At 72.2% G+C, this 20,593-nt stretch carries 14 protein-coding genes; 10 read left to right on the top strand and 4 right to left on the bottom strand.

Annotation, left to right across the window (positions count from 1 at the left end; translation table 11 throughout):
- Window positions 1-1,357, top strand: a 1,357-nt coding sequence (locus Cco03nite_RS34730) for a glycoside hydrolase family 26 protein (protein WP_203698140.1), incomplete at its 5' end; no start/stop codon positions are given.
- A gap of 45 nt (window positions 1,358-1,402) precedes the next feature.
- Here Cco03nite_RS34730 and cysC read toward each other — a convergent pair.
- The 3 genes from cysC to Cco03nite_RS34715 form a co-directional block, all read right to left on the bottom strand.
- Window positions 1,403-2,923, bottom strand: a complete 1,521-nt coding sequence (cysC, locus tag Cco03nite_RS34725) for an adenylyl-sulfate kinase (RefSeq protein ID WP_239167902.1) — start codon at window positions 2,921-2,923, stop codon at window positions 1,403-1,405.
- Between the two features lie 252 nt (window positions 2,924-3,175).
- Window positions 3,176-5,977 carry a phosphoenolpyruvate carboxylase gene (ppc, locus tag Cco03nite_RS34720; protein WP_203698137.1) on the bottom strand — a complete coding sequence of 934 codons (2,802 nt, stop codon included), beginning with the start codon at window positions 5,975-5,977 and terminating at the stop codon, window positions 3,176-3,178.
- Between the two features lie 222 nt (window positions 5,978-6,199).
- Window positions 6,200-6,973 carry an SDR family oxidoreductase gene (locus Cco03nite_RS34715; RefSeq protein WP_203698135.1) on the bottom strand — a complete coding sequence of 258 codons (774 nt, stop codon included), beginning with the start codon at window positions 6,971-6,973 and terminating at the stop codon, window positions 6,200-6,202.
- Between the two features lie 105 nt (window positions 6,974-7,078).
- Here Cco03nite_RS34715 and Cco03nite_RS34710 point away from each other — a divergent pair, with 105 nt between their 5' ends.
- The 4 genes from Cco03nite_RS34710 to Cco03nite_RS34695 all read left to right on the top strand — a co-directional run bounded on the left by Cco03nite_RS34710 (window position 7,079) and on the right by Cco03nite_RS34695 (window position 13,606).
- Entirely contained in the window at window positions 7,079-8,527 is a 1,449-nt protein-coding gene (locus Cco03nite_RS34710; RefSeq protein WP_203698133.1) for an ATP-binding protein, read from the top strand.
- Window positions 8,528-8,712: 185 nt separating this feature from the next.
- Window positions 8,713-9,165, top strand: coding sequence for a hypothetical protein (locus Cco03nite_RS34705; protein WP_203698131.1), 453 nt, complete (start codon window positions 8,713-8,715; stop codon window positions 9,163-9,165).
- A 270-nt stretch (window positions 9,166-9,435) separates the two neighbouring features.
- Window positions 9,436-13,059, top strand: coding sequence for a transcription-repair coupling factor (gene mfd, locus Cco03nite_RS34700; RefSeq protein ID WP_373314399.1), 3,624 nt, complete (start codon window positions 9,436-9,438; stop codon window positions 13,057-13,059).
- 64 nt (window positions 13,060-13,123) lie between these two features.
- Window positions 13,124-13,606, top strand: a complete 483-nt coding sequence (locus tag Cco03nite_RS34695) for a methylated-DNA--[protein]-cysteine S-methyltransferase (RefSeq protein ID WP_203698127.1) — start codon at window positions 13,124-13,126, stop codon at window positions 13,604-13,606.
- Window positions 13,607-13,695: 89 nt separating this feature from the next.
- On the opposite strand, the gene Cco03nite_RS34690 is transcribed toward Cco03nite_RS34695, so the two are convergent.
- On the bottom strand, window positions 13,696-14,874 hold the full coding sequence (locus Cco03nite_RS34690; protein ID WP_203698125.1) for a hypothetical protein: 1,179 nt from the start codon (window positions 14,872-14,874) through the stop codon (window positions 13,696-13,698).
- Window positions 14,875-15,000: 126 nt separating this feature from the next.
- Here Cco03nite_RS34690 and Cco03nite_RS34685 point away from each other — a divergent pair, with 126 nt between their 5' ends.
- The 5 genes from Cco03nite_RS34685 to eno all read left to right on the top strand — a co-directional run bounded on the left by Cco03nite_RS34685 (window position 15,001) and on the right by eno (window position 20,519).
- A complete protein-coding gene (locus tag Cco03nite_RS34685; protein WP_203698124.1) occupies window positions 15,001-15,684 on the top strand; it encodes a hypothetical protein in 684 nt (227 codons plus the stop codon).
- Between the two features lie 41 nt (window positions 15,685-15,725).
- A complete protein-coding gene (locus tag Cco03nite_RS34680) occupies window positions 15,726-16,616 on the top strand; it encodes a nucleoside triphosphate pyrophosphohydrolase (protein WP_373314401.1) in 891 nt (296 codons plus the stop codon).
- Window positions 16,617-16,715: 99 nt separating this feature from the next.
- Entirely contained in the window at window positions 16,716-18,332 is a 1,617-nt protein-coding gene (locus Cco03nite_RS34675; RefSeq protein WP_203698121.1) for a DUF885 domain-containing protein, read from the top strand.
- A 41-nt stretch (window positions 18,333-18,373) separates the two neighbouring features.
- On the top strand, window positions 18,374-19,132 hold the full coding sequence (locus tag Cco03nite_RS34670) for a hypothetical protein (protein WP_203698119.1): 759 nt from the start codon (window positions 18,374-18,376) through the stop codon (window positions 19,130-19,132).
- 100 nt (window positions 19,133-19,232) lie between these two features.
- The gene (gene eno / locus Cco03nite_RS34665; RefSeq protein WP_203698117.1) at window positions 19,233-20,519 is read left to right on the top strand and encodes a phosphopyruvate hydratase; all 1,287 of its coding nucleotides are present in this window, start codon (window positions 19,233-19,235) and stop codon (window positions 20,517-20,519) included.
- The last annotated feature ends 74 nt before the right edge of the window (window positions 20,520-20,593 follow it).

The following is a 20,593-nucleotide window of genomic DNA, read 5'->3' as shown; positions in this document are numbered from 1 at the left end:
GCCCAGTGCGGGCCCCGGCCCCGGCACGCAGCCGAGCCCTGACCCCGGCACCGACCCCGGTCCGGCGCCAGGTCCCGACCCCGGCCCCGGCCAGCCCGACCCGGGCACGGAACCCGGCCCCGAGCCGAGCCCCGGCATCCCGCCGGTCGTCGACCCGACCGACCCGGGCCTGCCGCCGGTCGACCCGACCGCGCCGCCCGCGACCGACCCGAGCACGCCACCGGCCACGGACCCGAGCACCCCGCCCGGCACCGACCCGAGCGTCCCGCCGGTCGTCGACCCGAGCTCCCCGCCCGGAACCGATCCCAGCGTTCCGCCCGGCACGGACCCGAGCGCCCCGCCGTCGGCCGGACCGAGCCTGCCGCCCGCCTCGCCGTCGCCGTCGACCGACCCGAACCTGCCGGTCGAGTGCGTGATCGGGCAGGCGCTGGTGCCGACCTGCGGGGCCCTGTGGGGCGTCGCGCCGGGCGCGCACACCTCGCAGAACCGCATCCAGGCGCTGTACGAGTTCGAGCGGCGCACCAACCGCCAGCAGGTCGTCTACCACGCGTACCACCGCGGCGCCTCGCTGTTCCCCACCGTGGAGGAGCTGGCCATCACCAGGGACCCGGCCCACAAGCGGGTGCTGTTCCTGAACTGGAAGCCGCAGGGCGTCAGCTGGGCCGGCATCGCCCGCGGCGACGCGCGCACCGAGGCCTACCTGGACCGGCTGGCCGTGCACATCCGCGGCTCGCTGCAGGACCAGTTCTTCTTCACGATGAACCACGAGCCGGAGAACGACGTCATCGCACGGCCGGGCAGCGGCATGACCGCGAAGGACTATGCCGCGGCGTACCGGCACGTGGTGACCGGGCTGCGCGCCCGCGGGGTGAGCAACCTGGTCTCGGTGATGTGCTACATGGCCTTCGTCCCGTGGAACGTCAAGGACTGGTTCGAGGACCTGTACCCCGGTGACGACGTGGTGGACTGGGTCGCCTGGGACACCTACGCCTACAGCGACCCGGGCTACGGCTACGGCGACTTCGCGGAGATGATGAACCGCAGGTCGGGCAGCCGCAAGGACTGGCCGGGCTTCTACAACTGGGCCGCGACGTCCTTCCCGGACAAGCCGCTGATGCTGGGCGAGTGGGGCGTGTGGCACTCCCGCAACAACCCGCAGCACCAGGCGCGCTTCTTCGACTCGGCCCGGCTGCAGCTGGAGCTGTTCCCGCGGCTGAAGGCACTGGTCTACTTCGAGTCGCCGAGCGCCGAGGAGGGCCGCAGCTCGATGATCGACATGACCTCGTCGGGGCTGTCCTCGTTCCAGCAGTTCAGCAAGCACCCGGCCTTCGACATCGTGACCGGCCCGGCCTACTGAGTCACGGACGCGACGGCCCGCCCAGGTGGCGGGCCGTCGCGTCGTTCAGCTGCGGGGGTTGATCCAGCCCTCTTCGCCGAGGAACACGAGCACGGTGTCGACAGCGTCCTCGATGGTGCCCTCCGAGGTGTCGAGCACCAGCTCGGCGTCGGTCGGCACCTCGTACGGGTCGTCGATCCCGGTCATCCCGGTGATCTGCCCGGCGCGGGCGCGGGCGTAGAGGCCCTTGCGGTCGCGCTGCTCGCACACCTCGATCGGGGTCGCCACGTGCACCAGCACGAAGTCGGCCCCGGCGGCGGTGGCCATGGCGCGGGCGTTGGCGCGGGCGCTGGCGTACGGCGCGATCGGGCAGCAGATGGCCATGCCGCCGTGCCGGGCCGTCTCCGCGGCGACCCAGCCGATGCGGCGGATGTTGAGGTCGCGGTCGGCCTTGCTGAAACCGAGCCCGGCGCTCAGCTCGCGGCGCACCACGTCGCCGTCGAGCACGGTCAGGCTGCGCTCGCCGGTCTCCAGCAGCGCGTCGGCGACGCCGCGGGCCACCGTGGACTTGCCGGAGCCGCTGAAACCGGTGAAGAACAGCACCACGCCGCGCTGGCGGCGGGGCGGGCGGGCCTTGGACAGCTCGCGGGCCACCGCCGGCGGGGTGTGCCACTCGGGCAGCGGCAGGCCGTCGTCGAGCAGCCCGGCGATCTCCTCGTCGGTCAGCGCGATGCGCTCGAAGCGCTCGGGCACCTCGTCGCGGTCGCGCCACTGGCCGTCCCGGCTGTCGTAGACCAGCTCGCGCGGGATCAGCACGCGCGGGCCGCCGCCGGACATGGTGGTGGCCGTGCCGAGCAGGTGGGTGGCGCCGTACGCGGCGGCGACCCGGGCCCGGACCAGCGCGTCGGTGATCTCGTTGCCGCGGCTCGTCAGCGGGATCGCGACGATGACGGGCTCGTTCATCCGGTCCCGCGCGGCGAGCACGCAGCGCACCAGCGACTCGGAGGTCAGGCCGTCGGGGCCGGGCGCGCCGACCGGCACCAGCACGACGAGTTGCGCGTTGAGCTGGCGGGCGGCATGGTTGAGCTGGGCGAGCTGCGGCCGGTGCAGCGGCCGGTCGGCGAAGTAGCCGAGCACCCGCTGCGCGGTCAGCAGCTCGCGGACGGCGTCGGTGGGCAGGCGCAGCCGGTCGAACGGGGCCCGCCCGCCGTCGCCGTACCGGGTGACCGGCCCGGCGACGCCGCACCAGCCCTCGCGGGTCGGCCACACCTCGGCGACGTCGAGCCGGGCGACGGGCGCGCCCTCGGCGTCGGTCAGCACCAGCGGCGGGGCGTCGGCGACCTCGATGCCGTCCAGCATCCCGGCCGGCACCTCCAGCTTCACCTGCAGCGGCCAGGGGCGCCCGTCGACGAGCCGGGAGGTGGCCGCCACCGAGCGCAGGTCGTCGCGGCCGAGGAAACCGCCGAGCGGCGCGTACGCCCCGGCCAGCAGCAGTTCGAGGTCGGACAGCTCGGTCGGGTTGGGGGTCCACGTGGGGGCGCCGCGCAGCGCCTCGTCGCCGATCACCCGTTCGCTCCGCTCGCTCACGTCTGCTCCTGCCTCCCCAGCGCCCGCATCGCACGGCGACGCTCCGCTGTTGCCCATGACTTCTGCCCGGCTGACCGCCGCTGTCGCGGCGCGCCCAAGCGACTCACCGTGTTCCGCAGGTGACAAGTGTGGCAGCAGCGCGCACCGCGGTCGAGTGCATCACGCCCATGATGAGATCGTGCCGCGGTTTCGGCGAAGTAACGCCCACCGATATGTCCGGTAGGCGTGACTTCGCCGAAACATTTGGTCCGTTCAGCCTGTGTTGCGCATCCCGGCGGCGATGCCGTTCACGGTCGTGAGCAGTGCCCGCTCCAGGGTCGGGTCGGTGGTCGGCGCGCGGCGGCTGCCCGGTGCGGTGGCCACCGCCCGGCCGGCCAGCCCGGCGTCCCGGTACTGGCGCAGCAGCGCCACCTGCAGGTGGTGCAGCGGCTCCAGGTAGGTGTCGCGCACGCCGAGCGTACGCCGCAGCACCGGCTGCGACTCCAGCAGTGCCGACTCGCCGGTGATGGCGAGCACCTCGGCGACGCTGCGCTCGTACTCGTCCTCGATGGTGTCGAAGATGGGCAGCAGCGGCCCCGGCACCAGCGTCTGCACGTAACCCCGGGCGATGTTCAGGTCGGTCTTGGCGAGCATCATCTCCACGTTGGACAGGAACGTGCCGAAGAAGTGCCAGCGCTCGAACATCTCCCGCAGGTCGTCGGCCAGGCCCGCCTCGCGGGCGGCGCGCAGGCCGGTGCCGACGCCGAACCAGCCCGGCACGATCTGGCGGGACTGGGTCCAGCCGAACACCCACGGGATGGCGCGCAGGCCGCCCAGGCCCGCGCCGGAGTCGGGCCGCTTGGCCGGGCGGGAGCCGATGTTCAGCGCACCCAGCAGCTCCGTCGGCGTCGCTGCCCAGAAGTACTCCGGCAGCTGCGGGTTCTCGACCAGCTCGCGATACTTCACGAAGGCCGCGTCGGAGACCACCGTCATCGAGCTGTCCCACTTGGCCAGCGCCTCCTCGGGCTGGCGCGGGGTGGTGTGCAGCAGCGTCGCCTGCAGCACCGCGGCCACGGTCAGCTCCAGGTTCTCCCGGGCGAGCGCGGGCAGCGTGTACTTGTCGGAGATGACCTCACCCTGCTCGGTCACCTTGATCGCGCCGTCGAGCGTGCCGTACGGCTGGGCGAGGATCGCCTCGTGGGTCGGGCCGCCGCCCCGGCCGACGGTGCCGCCTCGGCCGTGGAACAGCCGCAGCCGTACACCGTGCTTGGCGGCGATGTCGCGCAGCGCGCGCTGCGCCTTGTGGATGGCCCACTGGCTGGTGGTGATGCCGGCCTCCTTGTTGGAGTCCGAGTAGCCCAGCATCACCTCCTGCACGTCCCCGCGCGCCCGCACCAGCGCCCGGTACGGCGCCAGGCTCAGCAGCTCGTCCAGGATCTGCCCGCCGGCCCGCAGCTCGGCGACCGTCTCCAGCAGCGGCACGAACCCGATCGAGGCCCGCGGCGCGTGCGGGTCGACGAGTCCCGCCTCGCGCGCCAGCACGGCCGCGGCCAGCACGTCGTCCACACCCCGGGTCATCGAGACGATGTACGACTCGACGACATCTTCGCCGAAGCGCTCCTGCGCGGCGCGGATGGTGCCGAACACGTCGTAGGTCTTGCGGGCCGAGTCGGTCAGCGGGCTGTCCACGCTCGACAGCGGCCGCCGCCCGGTCAGCTCCTTGGCCAGCAGCGCGGTGCGCTCCGTCCGGCTCAGCGAGGCGTAGTTGGTCACCTCGCCGACCTGCGTGTAGAGCTGCGCCAGCACGGCGTGGTGGGCGTCGGCGTGCTCGCGCACGTCCATCGTCGCCAGGTGCAGGCCGAACGCGCTCACCGTACGGATCACCGAGGCGAGCCGGCCGACCGCGGTGAGCTGACCGGCGTTGCGGGCCAGCGACGCCCGCATCAGCTCCAGGTCGGCGACCAGGTCACGGGTGCCGCGATAGTCGCGGCCGGGCACGTGCTCGGTGCCGCGCGCCAGGCGGGTCCGGGTGTTGGCGAGCTTCGCCCGGATGCAGCGGGCCTTGAGCCGGTACGGCTCCTCGGCGTTGACGCGGCGGAAGCGCTCGTCGACCTCGGCCAGCGCGTCCAGGTCCTTGGCCAGGCTGGCGGACAGGTCCAGGGACACCCCGCGCAGCCGGCGCGACACCGACACCTCGTTGATCAGGTCTTCCAGCGCCGCCTCGACCGCGCGGATGCCGTGCTCGTGCTGCAGCAGCAGCACGTCCCGGGTGACCGTGGGCGTGACGTACGGGTTGCCGTCGCGGTCGCCGCCGATCCAGGTGCCGAACGTCAGCGGGCGGGTGGTCGGCGCGGTGTCCACGCCGAGGCGCTTGAGGGTCTCGGCGAGGTCGTCGAGCACCTGCGGGGCGGCGTCGTCGTAGAGATCGCGCAGGTAGTAGACGGCGTTGCGGGCCTCGTCGGTCGGGTCCGGCCGGTCCAGGCGCAGCTCGTCGGTCTGCCACAGCAGGTCCAGCAGCTCCGACAGGCGGCGGTCGTTGAGCGCGGTCTCGCCGTACAGCGCCGCCGCGGCGAACTCGCCGTCGAGCTGGTCGGCGACGCCGCGCAGCTTCGTCAGGATGGACCGGCGGGCCGCCTCGGTCGGGTGCGCGGTGAACACCGGCCGGATCGCCAGCCGCCGCGCGGCCGCCGCGATCTCGCTGGCCGGCACGTTGCGCTCGGCGATCAGCTTCGCCGTGGAGTCGAGCCAGCCGCCGTGCACAGCGCGGCGGCGGCGCAGCTCCCGGGCCCGGTGCACCTGCTCGGTGATGTTCGCCAGGTGGAAGTACGTGGAGAAGGCCCGCGCCAGCAGCGTCGCCGTGGACACGTCGAGGCCGCCGAGCTTCACGGCGGCGGTGTCGGCGTCGCTGCGTACCAGCGCGCGTACCTCTTCGACCAGGTCGAGCAGGCCGCGGCCCTCCTGGCGGGCCAGGGTCTGGCCGAGCAGGCCGCCGAGGCGGCGGATGTCGGCCCGCAGCGCCGCGTCCGCGCCGTCCGGATCGCCGTCGACGTCCGGGTGATAGGTCAGCTCGCTCACCGCGCTGTTCCTTCCGTGGGTACGAAGGACGGCGCTGTCCTGCGGTGGATGCTACTGCCCTGGTGGCCTATGCGGCGGTGTGACGCGGGCCATCCCATTATTCGCGATCATCTCCGCCCCACCCCCGTGATCGTCCGACTTGCCCGGCACCTGTGCGTATCTTGACCCCGCATTCGCCCAGGTGCCGGGCAAGTCGAGCGATCAAGGTCGCTCGGCCGGCGATCAGGCGACGTGCGCGCCCCAGCCGCCGGCGGAGTCGACGATCTGGCCGGTGATCCATTCGGCGTCGGGGGAGCAGAGCCAGCCGACGAGCTTCGCGGTGTCGGCGGGGGTTCCCCAGCGCTTGGCCGGGAAGCGGTCGCGGACCCAGGCGTGGGTCTCCGGGTCGGCCCAGCCGGTGTCGTTCGGGCCCGGGTTGACCGCGTTCACGGTGATGCCGCGCCCGGCGAGCAGGACGGAGAAGTCCCGGGTCAGATACTCGATCGCGGCCTTGCTGGCGGCGTACGCCAGCTCACCGGTCATCGGGCCGAGCCGCTGGCCGGAGGTGAACAGCACGATCCGGCCCGGCCGGGCGTCGTCGTGCGCGGCGGCGTACGCCTGCACCAGCAGCATGTTCGCCCGCACGTTGACGGTCAGGTGCCGGTCGATCTCGGCGGCGTCCAGCTCGCCCAGCGACGTGGACGTGGAGTACGTGTGGCAGGACACCAGCGTGTCGACCCCGCCGAACCGCTCGACGGCGGCCGCGACCAGCGCCTCCGGCCCGCCGGGCGCGGTCAGGTCGAACGGCTGCCAGTGCATATCCGGACCGAACTCGTCGGCCAGTCCGGCCGGGTCGCCGCCGGCAAGCCCTTGCTCGGCGTCGTACGACGGGTGGCCGGTGATCAGCACACGGTGGCCGTCGGCGACCAGTCGCCGGGCCACGGCCGCCCCGATGTTCGTGGTTCGCCCGACACCGGTGACCAGCGCCACTGGTCGATAGGCAAGATCGTGAGTCACCGGGCGAACAGTAGAAGCGGCCGCGTCCCGCAGGCAACGCCATTTGGTCGCCCAGTTATGTAGATTGAATCTACGTAGATTCAATCTACATAATTGGAGGCATCCGTGGCCGATGACTTCGTGGGCCGGAAGACGGAGCTGAGGCTGCTGTCCAAACGGCTCGAACGCGTCACGCAGAGTGGATCGGGAGTCGCTGTCGCGTTGCGCGGACGGCGGCAGGTCGGCAAGTCCCGGCTGGTTCAGGAGTTCTGTGATCGGGCGCAGCGACCTCATCTGTTCCACACCGCGGTCAAGGGCGCCTCACCGGTCGAGGCCGTCGAGGCTTTCTGTCGTGAACTGCGTGATTCGTCGCTTCCGGCCGACCGGGAACTAGTCGCGCAGGTCACCTCGGGCAGCTGGCCGGACGCCTTCCGGGCGCTCGCCGCGGTGCTGCCCGAGAGTCCGTCGGTGGTCGTCCTGGACGAGGTGCCCTGGCTGACCGAGCAGGACGAGATGTTCGACGGGGCGTTGCAGGCAGCCTGGGACCGGCTGCTCCGGGATCGTCCGGTGCTGCTCCTCCTACTCGGCAGCGACCTGCACATGATGGAGCGGCTGACCGCGTACGACCGGCCGTTCTTCGGCCGCGCGGACAACATGATCCTGGGCCCGTTGACCCCGGCCGACACCGCGCAGGCGCTCGGGCTGGACGGGGTCGACGCCCTCGACGCGCACCTGGTCTGCGGCGGCCTACCGGGCATTCTGCGGGGTTGGCCACACGGGACGCCCGCGCTGCCGTTCATGGAGCGCGAATGTGAGGACCCGGCGTCCCCGCTGTTCAGCATCCCGGAGTCGACGCTGCTCGCCGAGTTCCCAGGACCCGACCAGGCGCGCCGGGTGCTGGAGGCCATCGGCAGCGGGGACCGGACGCAGGCGAACATCGCCGCCTCGGCGGGAGGCCGGCAGGGGCCGCTGGCCTCGGGTTCGCTGTCTCCGCTGCTGCGCCGCCTGACAGAGGAGAAACGGGTGGTCGCCGTCGACGAACCGTGCGCCACCAAACCGGGAAAACCGGCCCTCTACCGGATCGCCGACAGCAATCTCCGGTTCTACCTCGCGGCCCTGCGTACGGCGCAGGACCAGGCGCGTCGGGGCCGTCCGCAGACCGCGCTGGCGACCGTGGCGCGACGCTGGTCGTCCTGGCGGGGCCGGGCGGTGGAGCCACTGGTGCGGGAGGCGATGGAACTCGCCGCCGCGGCGGGGGACCTGCCGTGGTCCCAGGTCACCGCAGTGGGCGGGTGGTGGAATCGGCAGTTCGACCCCGAGGTCGACCTGGTCGGCGTCGACCGCGCGCCGGTGGCCCGGGAGGTGGCCTTCGCCGGTTCGATCAAATGGCTGTCCGGTCCGTTCGAGAACCGCGATCTGTCGGCCCTCGTCACCAGTGCGGCCCAGATTCCCGGATTCGATCCGGCGTCGGCGGGCCTGGCAGTCGTCTCTCTGTCGGGCCTCGCACCAGACGTGGAACGTACCCGGGTCCAGGTGGTGTGGGGTCCGAACGAGGTGCTCGGCGCGTGGCAATGAGCCGGCAGGGCTGACGTTTTCGCAGGTCGGGCAGTGTACGGCAGCGTTTCGGCAGCGTATGGCAGTGGGTGCGCCGTGGTCCGGCAGCGCGATGCCGCACGATCGTCGTCGTCAACCGCCCCGACCGGTCGCCACCTGCGCAGACGGTCCGCCGGGCGAATCCCCCTGCACGAAAGAGGAACCCCATGCGTCGTGTGCTCGCGGCCGTCTTCCTGAGCGGTGCGCTGCTCGCCACCGCCGCCTGCGGCACCGAGGCGGAGCCGGAGGCCGCGGCCCCCGACTACTCGGCCAACACCAAGACCGTCTGCACCGCGCTGGAGGAGGTGCTCTCCGGCAAGACGCTGGAGAAGGAGACCACCGACGCGCTGGCCGTGGCGCTCAAGGACAAGAAGACCGAGGCCGACATCGAGAAGGCCTCGATCGCCGTGATGAAGGACGTCTTCACCAACTGGGCGGCGGGCATCGAGGCGGAGGGGGCCAAGGCCGAGGACCCGCAGTTCAAGGCCGACATCAAGGGCTTCGCCGACGCGCTCAAGGCCGAGGTCGAGAAGATCAAGAAGGTGGACGACGCCGACAAGATCACTGACGGTGCCACCGTCACCGCCGCGGGCGAGAAGCTGGACAAGTACTGCGGCTGACACCGCTGCGCCCCGCCCGCCCGCAGCTGGGCGGGCGGGCGCACCAAGACCGCTCGACTTGCCAGGCACCTGGGCGAATGGCGCCACAAGATACGCACAGGGGCCCGGCAGGTCCGAGGATCAAGGCGGGGCCGCGCCGCGCGTCGGGCGCGTGAACCGGTCGGCGGGCAGGAGTAGGCTCGACGACGAAACCCCGTACCTGCCTGGTTGCGGGGCTTTCGCCGTGGCTTGCCCATGGCCCGTGCGCACCGGGCGGGAAGGCGCTCACCCGTGAACCTCACCGGACTCCTCCAAGCGGCGTCGGTCGATCCCGCGCTGGCCCGGGCCACCGAACTCGCCCGCACCGAACCACAGCTCGACCTGACCGCGCCCGCGTCGGCCCGCCCGTTCCTGGTGGCGAGCGCCGCCCGGCAGCGGCCGGTGCTCGTGGTCACCGCGACCAGCCGCGAGGCTGAGGACCTGGCCGAGGCGCTCGGCGAGTTCCTCGACCCCGCCACGGTCGCGGTGTACCCGGCCTGGGAGACGCTGCCGCACGAGCGGCTGTCGCCGCGCTCGGACACCGTCGGTCGGCGGCTGGCCGTGCTGCGCCGGCTCGCCCACCCCGCGGGCCAGCCGCTGCGGGTGCTCGTCGCGCCGGTGCGCAGCATGCTGCAGCCCCAGCTCAAGGGCCTCGGCGACCTGGAACCGATCGACCTGGGCCAGGGTTCGGTCGCGCCGCTGGACGAGCTGACGCACACGCTGCACGATCTCGCGTACGCCCGGGTGGATCTCGTCACCAAGCGCGGCGAGTTCGCGGTGCGCGGCGGCATCCTCGACATCTTCCCGCCCACCGACGAGCACCCGTCCCGGGTCGAGTTCTGGGGCGACGAGGTGGAGGACATCCGCACCTTCGCCGTCGCCGACCAGCGCACCATCGCCAAGGTCGACCGGCTGTGGGCCCCGCCGTGCCGGGAGCTGCTGCTCACCCCCGACGTGCGGGAACGCGCGGCACAGCTCGCCGCCGAGCACCCGGCGCTGGAGGAGATGCTGACCAAGCTCGCCGAGGGCATCCCGGTGGAGGGCATGGAGTCGCTGTCCCCGGCGCTGGTCATGCCCGCTGCGCACCAGCCGTCTCGCGGCGGATCGCCTGAAACGGCGATTCCGCCCGGCGAGACGGCAAGTGCGTCGATGCAGCTGCTGCTCGACTGCGTGCCCGGCGACACCCTGGTGCTGCTGGCCGATCCGGAGCGCATCCGCACCCGGGCCCACGACCTGGTCCGCACCTCGGAGGAGTTCCTGGAGGCGAGCTGGGCCGCGGCCGCCGTCGGCGGCAAGGCCCCGATCGACCTCGGCGCCGCCGCCTTCAAGACCCTGGCCGAGGTACGCGGGCACGCCGCGACCCTGGATCTGCCCTGGTGGACCACGTCCCCGTTCGGGCTGGTCGCCACCGAGAAGGCCGCCGACGAGCCGTGGCTGGACACCCCCGAGGTCGAGGTCGCCCCGGACACCGGAGCGGTGCTGACCTGGTCGGCGACCCAGCCGACGGTGTATCACGGGGACACCGCGAAGGTGATCGCCGACGTGAAGGGCTGGCTGGCCGACGGCTGGCGGGTGGCGCTGGTCTTCGAGGGCCACGGCCCGGCGCAGCGCTCGGTCGAGGTGCTGCGTGACGCGGGCGTCGGCGCGGTGCTCGTCGACGAGATCGCCGAGCTGCCCGACCCGGGCCAGGTCGTGGTGAGCTGCGGCCGGCTGCGGCTGGGCCTGGTCGACGAGGCCGCGAAGCTCGCCGTGCTGACCGGCGCGGAGATCTCCGGCGGGCGCGGGGCGACCACCCGCGAGCTGGGGCGTATGCCGTCGCGCCGGCGCAACACCATCGACCCGCTGGAGCTGCGCGCGGGCGACTTCGTGGTGCACGAGCAGCACGGCATCGGCAAGTACGTCGAGCTGGTCCAGCGCAAGGTCAACGGCGCGGACCGCGAGTACCTGGTCATCGAGTACGCCGCCAGCAAGCGCAACCAGCCCGGCGACCGCCTGTTCGTGCCCACCGACGCCCTCGACCAGCTCTCCCGCTACGTCGGCGGGGAGCAGCCGACGCTGCACAAGATGGGCGGCGCCGACTGGCAGAAGGCCAAGGCCCGCGCCCGCAAGGCGGTCCGCGAGATCGCCGCGCAGCTCATCCAGCTCTACGCCGCCCGGCAGGCCGCGCCCGGCCACGCGTTCGGCCCGGACACCCCCTGGCAGCGCGAGCTGGAGGACGCGTTCCCCTACCAGGAGACGCCCGACCAGCTCTCGGCCATCGAGGAGGTCAAGGCCGACATGGAGAAGTCGGCCCCGATGGACCGGCTGATCGCGGGCGACGTCGGCTACGGCAAGACCGAGATCGCGGTGCGGGCGGCGTTCAAGGCGGTGCAGGACGGCAAGCAGGTCGCCGTGCTGGTGCCGACGACGCTGCTGGCGCAGCAGCACTACAACACGTTCTCCGACCGGATGGCGCAGTTCCCGGTGGTGCTGCGGCAGCTGTCGCGCTTCGCGACCCCGAAGGAGGCCGAGGAGACGCTGAACATGGCCGCCGAGGGCCGCGCCGACATCATCATCGGCACCCACCGGCTGATCCAGAAGAGCACCCGGTTCAACCGGCTCGGCCTGGTCATCGTCGACGAGGAGCAGCGCTTCGGCGTCGAGCACAAGGAGCGCCTCAAGGAGCTGCGCACCAACGTGGACATGCTGACCATGTCCGCGACGCCGATCCCGCGCACCCTGGAGATGTCGATCACCGGCATCCGGGAGATGTCCCAGATCACCACGCCGCCGGAGGAGCGTCACCCGGTGCTCACCTACGTCGGGGCGTACGACGACAAGCAGGTCGCCGCCGCGATCCACCGCGAGCTGCTGCGCGACGGCCAGGTGTTCTACCTGCACAACCGGGTCGAGACGATCGACAAGGCGGTGCGCCGGCTGCGGGAGCTGGTGCCCGAGGCGCGGGTCGTCGCCGCGCACGGGCAGATGGGCGAGGAGGCGCTGGAGAAGGTGATGGTCGGCTTCTGGGAGAAGGAGTACGACGTCCTGGTCGCCACCACGATCATCGAGTCCGGCATCGACATCCCGAACGCGAACACGCTCATCCTGGAGCGGGCCGACCTGCTCGGCCTGGCCCAGCTGCACCAGATCCGGGGCCGGGTCGGCCGCGGCCGCGAGCGCGCCTACGCCTACTTCCTCTACCCGCCGGAGAAGCCGCTCACCGAGCAGGCCCACGAGCGGCTGGCCACCATCGCCCAGCACACCGAGCTGGGCGCGGGCATGTACGTGGCGATGAAGGACCTGGAGATCCGCGGCGCGGGCAACCTGCTCGGCGGCGAGCAGTCCGGGCACATCGAGGGCGTCGGCTTCGACCTGTACGTGCGCATGGTCGGCGAGGCGGTGCAGCAGTTCAAGGGCGGCGGCGCGGCGCAGGAGGAGGTCGCCGAAGTCAAGATCGACCTGCCGATCGACGCGCACCTGCCGCACGACTACATCGACTCCGAGCGGTTGCGCCTGGAGATCTACCGCAAGCTCGCCTCGGCCCGCGACGAGGCGGCGCTGCAGGAGGTCGTCGCCGAGCTGACCGACCGGTACGGCGAGCCGCCCGCCCCGGTGGCCAACCTGGTCGCGGTCGCCAAGCTGCGCATGACGGCCCGGGCGTACGGCCTCACCGAGATCTCGCTGCAGGGCAGGCACGTGCGGTTCGGCCCGCTGGAACTGGCCGACTCCAAGCAGCTGCGGCTCAAGCGCTACCACCCCGACTCGGTCTACAAGACAGCGAACTCGCAGGTCAGCGTGCCCACGCCGATGAACCGCCGGGTCGGCGGCGAGCCGCTGCGCGACCAGGCGCTGCTCGACTGGTGCGCCCAGCTCCTGAAGGACGTGCTGGGGTCATGAGCGAGCGCAGCGAGCGAATCATGAACCTGGCAGATGTCCTCGACGAGCGTCGCGAGGAGAGGACATGAGTCGCCGCTGGACCGTCGTGGACACGCCCATCGGGCCGCTGAGCTGCGCGATCGACGACCTCGGGCTGTGCGGGGTGCAGTTCGGGGCGCTGGAGGTCGCCCAGGACGTGGACCCGCTGCTCGACGACATCGCCGAGCAGCTGCGCGCCTACTTCGCCGGGGAGCTGGTGGAGTTCACGCTGCCCGTGTCGGTGCGCCGGGGCAGCGACTTCGAACGGGCGGTCTGGGCCGAGCTGTCCCGCATCCCGTACGGGGAGACGCACACGTATGGCCAGGTGGCCCGGGCGGTCGGCGAGCCCGACGCGGCCCGCGCGGTCGGTGTGGCCTGCAACCGCAACCCGGTCGCCGTGGTGGTGCCATGCCACCGGGTGGTCGGCGCGGGCGGCAAGCTCGTCGGCTTCGGCGGCGGCCTGCCCGCCAAACGCCACCTCCTCGAACTCGAAGCCCGAGTCCGCATGGAACACGACTGGCTCGCCTGACCCGCTCGCCATACGCCGCAACTCTTAAAAACGTGCGGCCTCCCAGGACGGGGAGGCCGCACGTTTTTAAGAGTTGTCGAGCTGGGGGGTCAGGCCCGCTGGCGGTTGGTGACCACGGCGATGATCGCCCAGCCGAGGGCGAGGACGGCGAAGCCGTAGCCGAAGGCGGGGTAGTCGATCGGCGGGGTGCCGATGAAGAAGTCCTGCAGCCAGGTCGCACCCGCGGTGGCCGCGGTGGCGACCGCGGCGCCGAAGACCGCGGCGACCAGAGCGACGCCGAGCCCGGACGAGCCCTTCGCGACGGCGACCCGCTCCGGCCCGGCCTGCTGCGGGATCAGCGACTTCTTACCGCGCGAACCGGCGAAGGCGAGGAAGACGATGTCGATCGCGATCGCGCCGGCGAGCAGCAGCAGCGGCGGGATGGACTTCGGGAAGCCCGTGCCGGCCAGCAGCCCCCACATGACCAGGCGGTATGCCACGTAGGAGGCGGCGATGGCGGTGGCGGTGAAACGCGCGCCGATGATCGCGCGGGCGGCGACCAGCGTCAGCAGCGCCGCGCCGGTGATCCAGGCAGGGTAGACCCAGGAGTCGACCGGGAGCGCGAAGCCCGTGACCGCGATCTTGTCGACCGGGCGGCCGATCTGGTCGGCAGCGAACTGCAGCAGGATCGGCTCGGCGGTGGGCTTGCCCGCCAGCCAGCTCTCCAGGGAGAGCTGGCCGTACTCCTGGTGCTGGCTGGGGAACAGGACGTTCTCCAGGAAGAAGCCCCAGATGAAGGCGCTGACCACGGTGCGGGCGCGGCTGGGCGGGGTGGAGATCCAGTAGCCGCGGGCGACGCCGAGCAGCATGAACGCGGTGCCGATGTACAGCAGGGCGTGGCTGGCGCTCCAGGCCGTGATGTCCAGGCCGTTGATCCGGTGGTTCAGGATGTCGATCGGGATGGCGATCAGGAACGTCGCCGTGCCGCCGACCATCAGACGCTTCGCGGCCTTGTCGACGCCCACGTTGTGGTACGCCTGGAACAGCACCAGGGCCACCACGATGACCGTACCCGCGGTGTTCAGCAGGTGCGGCGGGGCCGCGTCGTCGCGCAGCCACTTGAAGTGCCACGACATGTCCCAGGTCGAGCCCAGCATCTTCAGCGCGAAGGCGACCAGCCAGAGCCGGTAGACGGCGGCGACCACCGCGGGGCCCTGGCCTGCGTCGGGCCCACTGCGGGCCAGGCCCACCCAGCCCGAGGTGGTACGAGGAAGCGTCTGCGTCGTCACGGGCGGAATTCTGCCGTGCCGGAGGGGGTCTACGCGCCCTCCGAACACCTGAATCCACCCTGAGATCTCCCGGAGTCGCCGTTCGTGAGAGAGTGGCGGCGTAAGCGCCTGTCACTGGAGGATTCCGTGCGCCGTCTGACCGCCGCGGCCGGCATCGCCGTCGCCCTGCTGGCCCTGACCGCCTGCCGGTCGAATCCGAACGTCGCCGCGTACGCGGGGGACACCACGTTCACCGAGGAGCAGGTGACGGACCTGATCGACGAGGTCAAGAAGATCCCGAACATCGATCCGCAGGCCGTGCCCGACCGCTACCAGGTCGTGCAGCTGCTGGTGCTCGACGAGGTCTGCAAGCGCGCCGCCGCGGATCTGAAGGCGACCCTGCCGCCCGTGCAGACCCAGCCGGGCCAGCCCGCGCTGGCCGGCCTGCAGCAGAGCCTGCAGAACTGCCGCGAGAACCTGCCGGTCAAGGGCGTCCAGCCGACCCCCGCGGAGCTGCGCGAGGTCTACGACAACGGCGTGGCGGTCGGCGCGATCAACGCCGCCGACCCGGCCAACAGCTTCGACAAGGTCGCCCCGCAGCTGGCCCAGAGCGGCGAGCTGGGCGATGCGCTGGCCAAGCGCAACGTGCTGAAGGACACCGCGGAGGCCATGAACGTCTCGGTCAACCCGCGCTACCGGCCGATGAACTTCGCCGTGCTCAGCTTCAACCAGGGTCCGGCGCTCAGCCTCGGCCTCGGCCAGCCGGCCGACGCGGTCGAGGACGGCGTGCTCCCGACGGACGCGGCCGCCGAGCCCCAGCCTCAGCAGTGACGGCTGACCGCCGGATCATCCTGCTCGTCACGTCCCCGCGGATGCCCGCGGGGCTGCTCACGGCAGCCGCGTGGGACGTCGTACGGGCACATCCGGTGCTGACCGGCGCGGAGAACGAGCACACCGCCGCCCTGCGTGCCTCAGGCGCGGCGGTCGCCGTCGTCCCGGACGCGAGCGCGGCGACGCTGCTCGACGCGGCGCAGCCGGTGGCCGTGTGGCTGGCCGGGCCGGGCGGCGACGAGTCCCTCGCCCGCGAACTCGGCCTGCGGCTGGCCCGTGAACCCGGCCTCGCCGAGCTGGAGCTGATGTACGGCTCCTGGGACCCGCCCGGCGCGCGCCTGCTCGACGCGGTGGCGGTCACCGACCGGTTGCAGAGCAGCGATCCCTGGCGGCGCGAGCAGACCCACCGCACCCTGGCGAAGTACCTGCTGGAAGAGGCGTACGAGGCGTACGACGCGATCGTCGCCGGGGACCACGCGGCGGTGCGCGACGAGATGGGCGACGTGCTGCTGCAGGTGCTGTTCCACGCCCAGCTCGCCCAGGAGCTGCCCGAGGACGAGCGCTGGAACGTCGACGACGTGGCCGGTGACTTCGTGGCCAAGATGATCCGCCGCAACCCGCACGTGTTCGCGGACACCCCGGCCGAGGACATCGAGGAGATCATCGCCACCTGGGAGCGCGTCAAGGCCGAGGAGAAGGGCGGCGAGCGCGCACCGCTGGACGGGGTGACCTGGTCGCTGCCCTCCCTGACACTGGCCGCCAAGCTGCTCTCCCGCGCCCGCCGCCACGGCCTGCCCGAACCCGCGCCGTCCGACACCCTCGGCGGCCGCCTGCTCGCCCTGGTCGCCGCCGCCGGCGCCGGCGCCGACCCCGAAGCCGCCCTCCGCGAGGAACTCCACCACTACGCCGACACGGTCACGAACGGGTCTTGATCGTCCGACTTGCCCGGCAAGTGGGCGAAAGAGCGGTCAAGATACGCACAGGTGCCTGGCAAGTCGAGCGATCGCGGGGGCGGCGGGTACGTTGAGGCGATGACGCTGGAGTTCGCACCGCTGGCGGAGCACATCGCCGACGCCCTGCTGGAGTCGTCGCCCGAGCTGGCCGCCTCGGCCGGTGACCACCGCTTCGACGACCGCCTGCCGGACCTGTCGCCCGACGGCACCACCGCCGACGTCAACATGCTGCGAGACGCGGCCGACGCGCTGTCGCAGGTGGACGCGGACTCGCTGGACGACGAGGAGCGAGTCGACCACGCCATCCTCAGCTCACTGGTCGACCGTCAGCTGTTCGAGCTGACCGAGGTGCGCTCGCACCAGTGGAACCCGCTGCGGCACAACCCGGGCGCGCTGCTGCACGCGCTGATGGCCCGGCCGTTCGCCCCGGTCGAGCAGCGCCTGCACGCGCTGGCGGGCCGGCTGCTCCAGGTGCCCGACGCGCTGGCCACGGCGCGTACGGTGCTGCGCGACGCGCCCCGGATCCACCTGGAGACCGCGGCCGGCCAGTTCGCGGGCACCGCCGCGCTGGTGCGCGAGGAGCTGCCCCGGCTGCTGCTGCAGGAGCCGGGCCTGGCCGAGCAGATGCAGCTGGTCGCGGCGGAGGCGGTGCTGGCGCTCGACGACTTCGCGGCCTGGTGCGCCACGCAGGCCGAGCGCGGCGAGGGCCGGGACCCGCGGCTGGGCCGCCGGCTCTGGGAGGCCAAGCTGTGGCACACCCTGGACACGGAGCTGGGCGCCGCGGAGGTGCTCAAGCGGGCGCAGGACAACCTCGAGCGGGTCACCGCCGAGCTGCGCGAGGTCGCCGTCGAGCTGGTCGGCGGCAAGGCCGACGACGAGACGGTGCGCCGCGCCCTGGACCTGATCGCCGCCGAGCACCCGGACAACGACTCGATCGTGGGCCTGGCGTACCACGCGGTCGAGGAGACCACCGCGTTCGTCCGCGAGCACGACCTGATCACCCTCATCGACGATCCGCTGGTCATCGAGGAGATGCCCGAGTTCTCGCGGGGCGTGGCGGTGGCCTACTGCGACCCGCCGGGCGCGCTGGAGACCGCGGTGGTGCCCACGTTCTACTGCATCGCGCCGACCCCGGCGGGCTGGCCCGCGCAGCGGGTCGAGTCGTTCTACCGCGAGTACAACGACCACGCCATCCGCAACCTGACCGTGCACGAGGCCATGCCGGGGCACTTCCTGCAGCTGGCGCACGCCCGCCGCTACCGGGGCAGCACCCGGGTGCGGGCGCTGGGCCGCTCCGGCACGTTCATCGAGGGCTGGGCCGTCTACGCGGAGCAGGCGATGGTCGAACGTGGATACGGCGGCCTGCCGGTGCGGGCCACCCAGCTGAAGATGCAGCTGCGCAGCAGCATCAACGCGATCCTCGACCAGCTCGTGCACTGCGAGGACCTCAGCGAGGCCGACGGCATGGCGCTCATGCTGGACCGCGGCTTCCAGGAGGAGGGCGAGGCGGCCGGCAAGTGGCGGCGCTCGCTGCTGTCCTCGACACAGCTCTCGACGTACTTCGTGGGCTGGGCGGAGGTCGCCGAGATCGCGAGGCGACGTCCGGCCGGCGTCACGCCGCGTGAATGGCACGACCGCATGCTGTCGTACGGCTCGCCCGCCCCTCGCCACCTGCGCACACTGCTCGGCCTGTGAAGGTTTGCGCGGCGCAGGCGCGATGGGGGAAGCTGTCGCCCATGCTGAATACGGCTCGTCCCGGCACGCCGCCGCGCTCGCGGCGTGCCAAGCGACTCCCCGTATTCCGGCGCGCCGCCGTCCTCGCCCCGCTGCTCGGCGGGCTGCTCGCGCTCACCGGCTGCCAGGCCATCACCGACGACGGCGTCGCGCCCGACCGCGCCCGGCTGCTCGGTGACATGTCGGCGCAGCTGCAGCGCGCCTCGCAGCGGCCGTACCACGCGGAGTACCTGCTGGCCGGCGGGGTGCGCGGCGAGATCTCGCAGCAGACCAAGCCCGCCCGGGAGGTGTACGCCTACCCGGGCGGCCGGCTCCTGGTCGACCCGGAGGGGCAGACCGCCTGCGTCACCGCGGTGCGCCCGGCGCGCTGCCAGATCCGCGCGCTGCCCGCGCCCGGCCCGGCCGCGCTCACCGGCTACGGCGAGGTGACCCGGCACGGGCTGGTCACCGCGCCGATCGTCGCCGACCTGCTGCAGGCCGCGCAGCTGCAGTCGCAGGCCGACGTGGAGGCGCGCGACGTCACCCTGGCCGGCCAGCAGGCGACCTGCCTGGAGGTGTCCGGGCTGACCGACGCCGAGGCGGGCGGGTTCACCGTCTGCGTGACCGCGGCCGGGGTGCTGGCCAGCTTCGCGGGAGTGGTCGGCGGGGTGGTCATCGACCAGGCGCTGACCCGGATCTCCACGTCGCCCCCGGCGGAGGTCTTCGCGCTGCCCGAGGGAGCGCGGGTGGTGGACCACCGGCCGAAGAGCCCGGCGCCGTGACGGCTCGATAGGCTGCCTGGGTACGCACCGGCCGCTCCGGCCAGGGGATGTCATTGCCGACGACCACGCCAGTGAGCGCACATGGAACGAGGGAGCACACGTGGCCACCATTGAAGGCTTCGTAGCCCGGGAGATCCTCGACTCCCGCGGCAATCCGACCGTCGAGGTCGAGGTCGGTCTCGACGACGGCACCATCGCCCGCGCCGCGGTGCCCTCCGGCGCCTCCACCGGCGCCTACGAGGCGCTGGAGCTGCGCGACGGCGACAAGAGCCGCTACCTGGGCAAGGGCGTCGAGAAGGCCGTCGCCAACATCGAAGACCAGATCATCGACCAGCTGATCGGGTACGAGGCCAGCGAGCAGCGCCTCATCGACGCCAAGATGCTGGAGCTGGACGGCACCCCGGACAAGTCCGTGCTGGGCGCGAACGCGATCCTGGGCGTCTCGCTCGCGATCGCGAAGGCCGCCGCGAAGAGCGCGGAGCTGAGCCTGTTCCGCTACCTGGGCGGCCCGAACGCGCACCTGCTGCCGGTGCCGATGATGAACATCATGAACGGCGGCGCGCACGCCGACTCCAACGTGGACATCCAGGAGTTCATGATCGCGCCGATCGGCGCGCCGAACTTCCGCGAGGCGCTGCGTTCGGGGGCCGAGGTCTACCACGCGCTCAAGAGCGTGCTGAAGAAGAAGGGCCTGTCCACCGGCCTGGGCGACGAGGGCGGCTTCGCGCCGAACCTGCCGACCAACGCCGCGGCGCTGGACCTGATCGCGGAGGCCGTGCAGGCCGCCGGCTACACCCTGGGCAGCGACATCGTGCTGGCGCTGGACGTGGCCGCGACCGAGTTCTTCGACAACGACGTGTACACCTTCGAGGGTGTCGCGAAGTCGCGCGAGGAGATGATCGCGTACTACGCCAAGCTGGCCGAGTCGTACCCGATCGTGTCGATCGAGGACCCGCTGGCCGAGGACGACTGGGCGGGCTGGAGCGCGATGACCGCCCAGCTCGGCGGCAAGATCCAGATCGTCGGTGACGACCTGTTCGTCACCAACCCGACCCGCATCGCCCGCGGCATCGCCGAGAGCGCGGCCAACGCGGTGCTGGTCAAGGTGAACCAGATCGGCTCGCTGACCGAGACGTTCGACGCCGTCGAGCTGGCCCACCGCAACGGTTTCCGCACCATGATGAGCCACCGCTCGGGCGAGACCGAGGACACCACCATCGCCGACCTCGCCGTCGCGATGGGCTGTGGCCAGATCAAGACCGGCGCGCCGGCCCGCTCGGACCGCGTCGCCAAGTACAACCAGCTGCTGCGCATCGAGGAGGAGCTGGCCGACGCGGCCCGCTACGCCGGCGCGGCCGCGTTCCCGCGTTACACCGCGGGAAAGTAAGCGAACGTAAGCAACCGCGCGGGTCTGTGACGCTGTCGCGGCACAGGGCCTAGCATGTGATCGAAGCTCCTTTC

This window comes from Catellatospora coxensis (genome assembly GCF_016862635.1).
Classification (GTDB): Bacteria; Actinomycetota; Actinomycetes; order Mycobacteriales; family Micromonosporaceae; genus Catellatospora; species Catellatospora coxensis.
The sequence above is the reverse complement of the archived record's forward strand: the minus strand, read 5'-3'. Positions and strand labels throughout refer to the sequence as shown.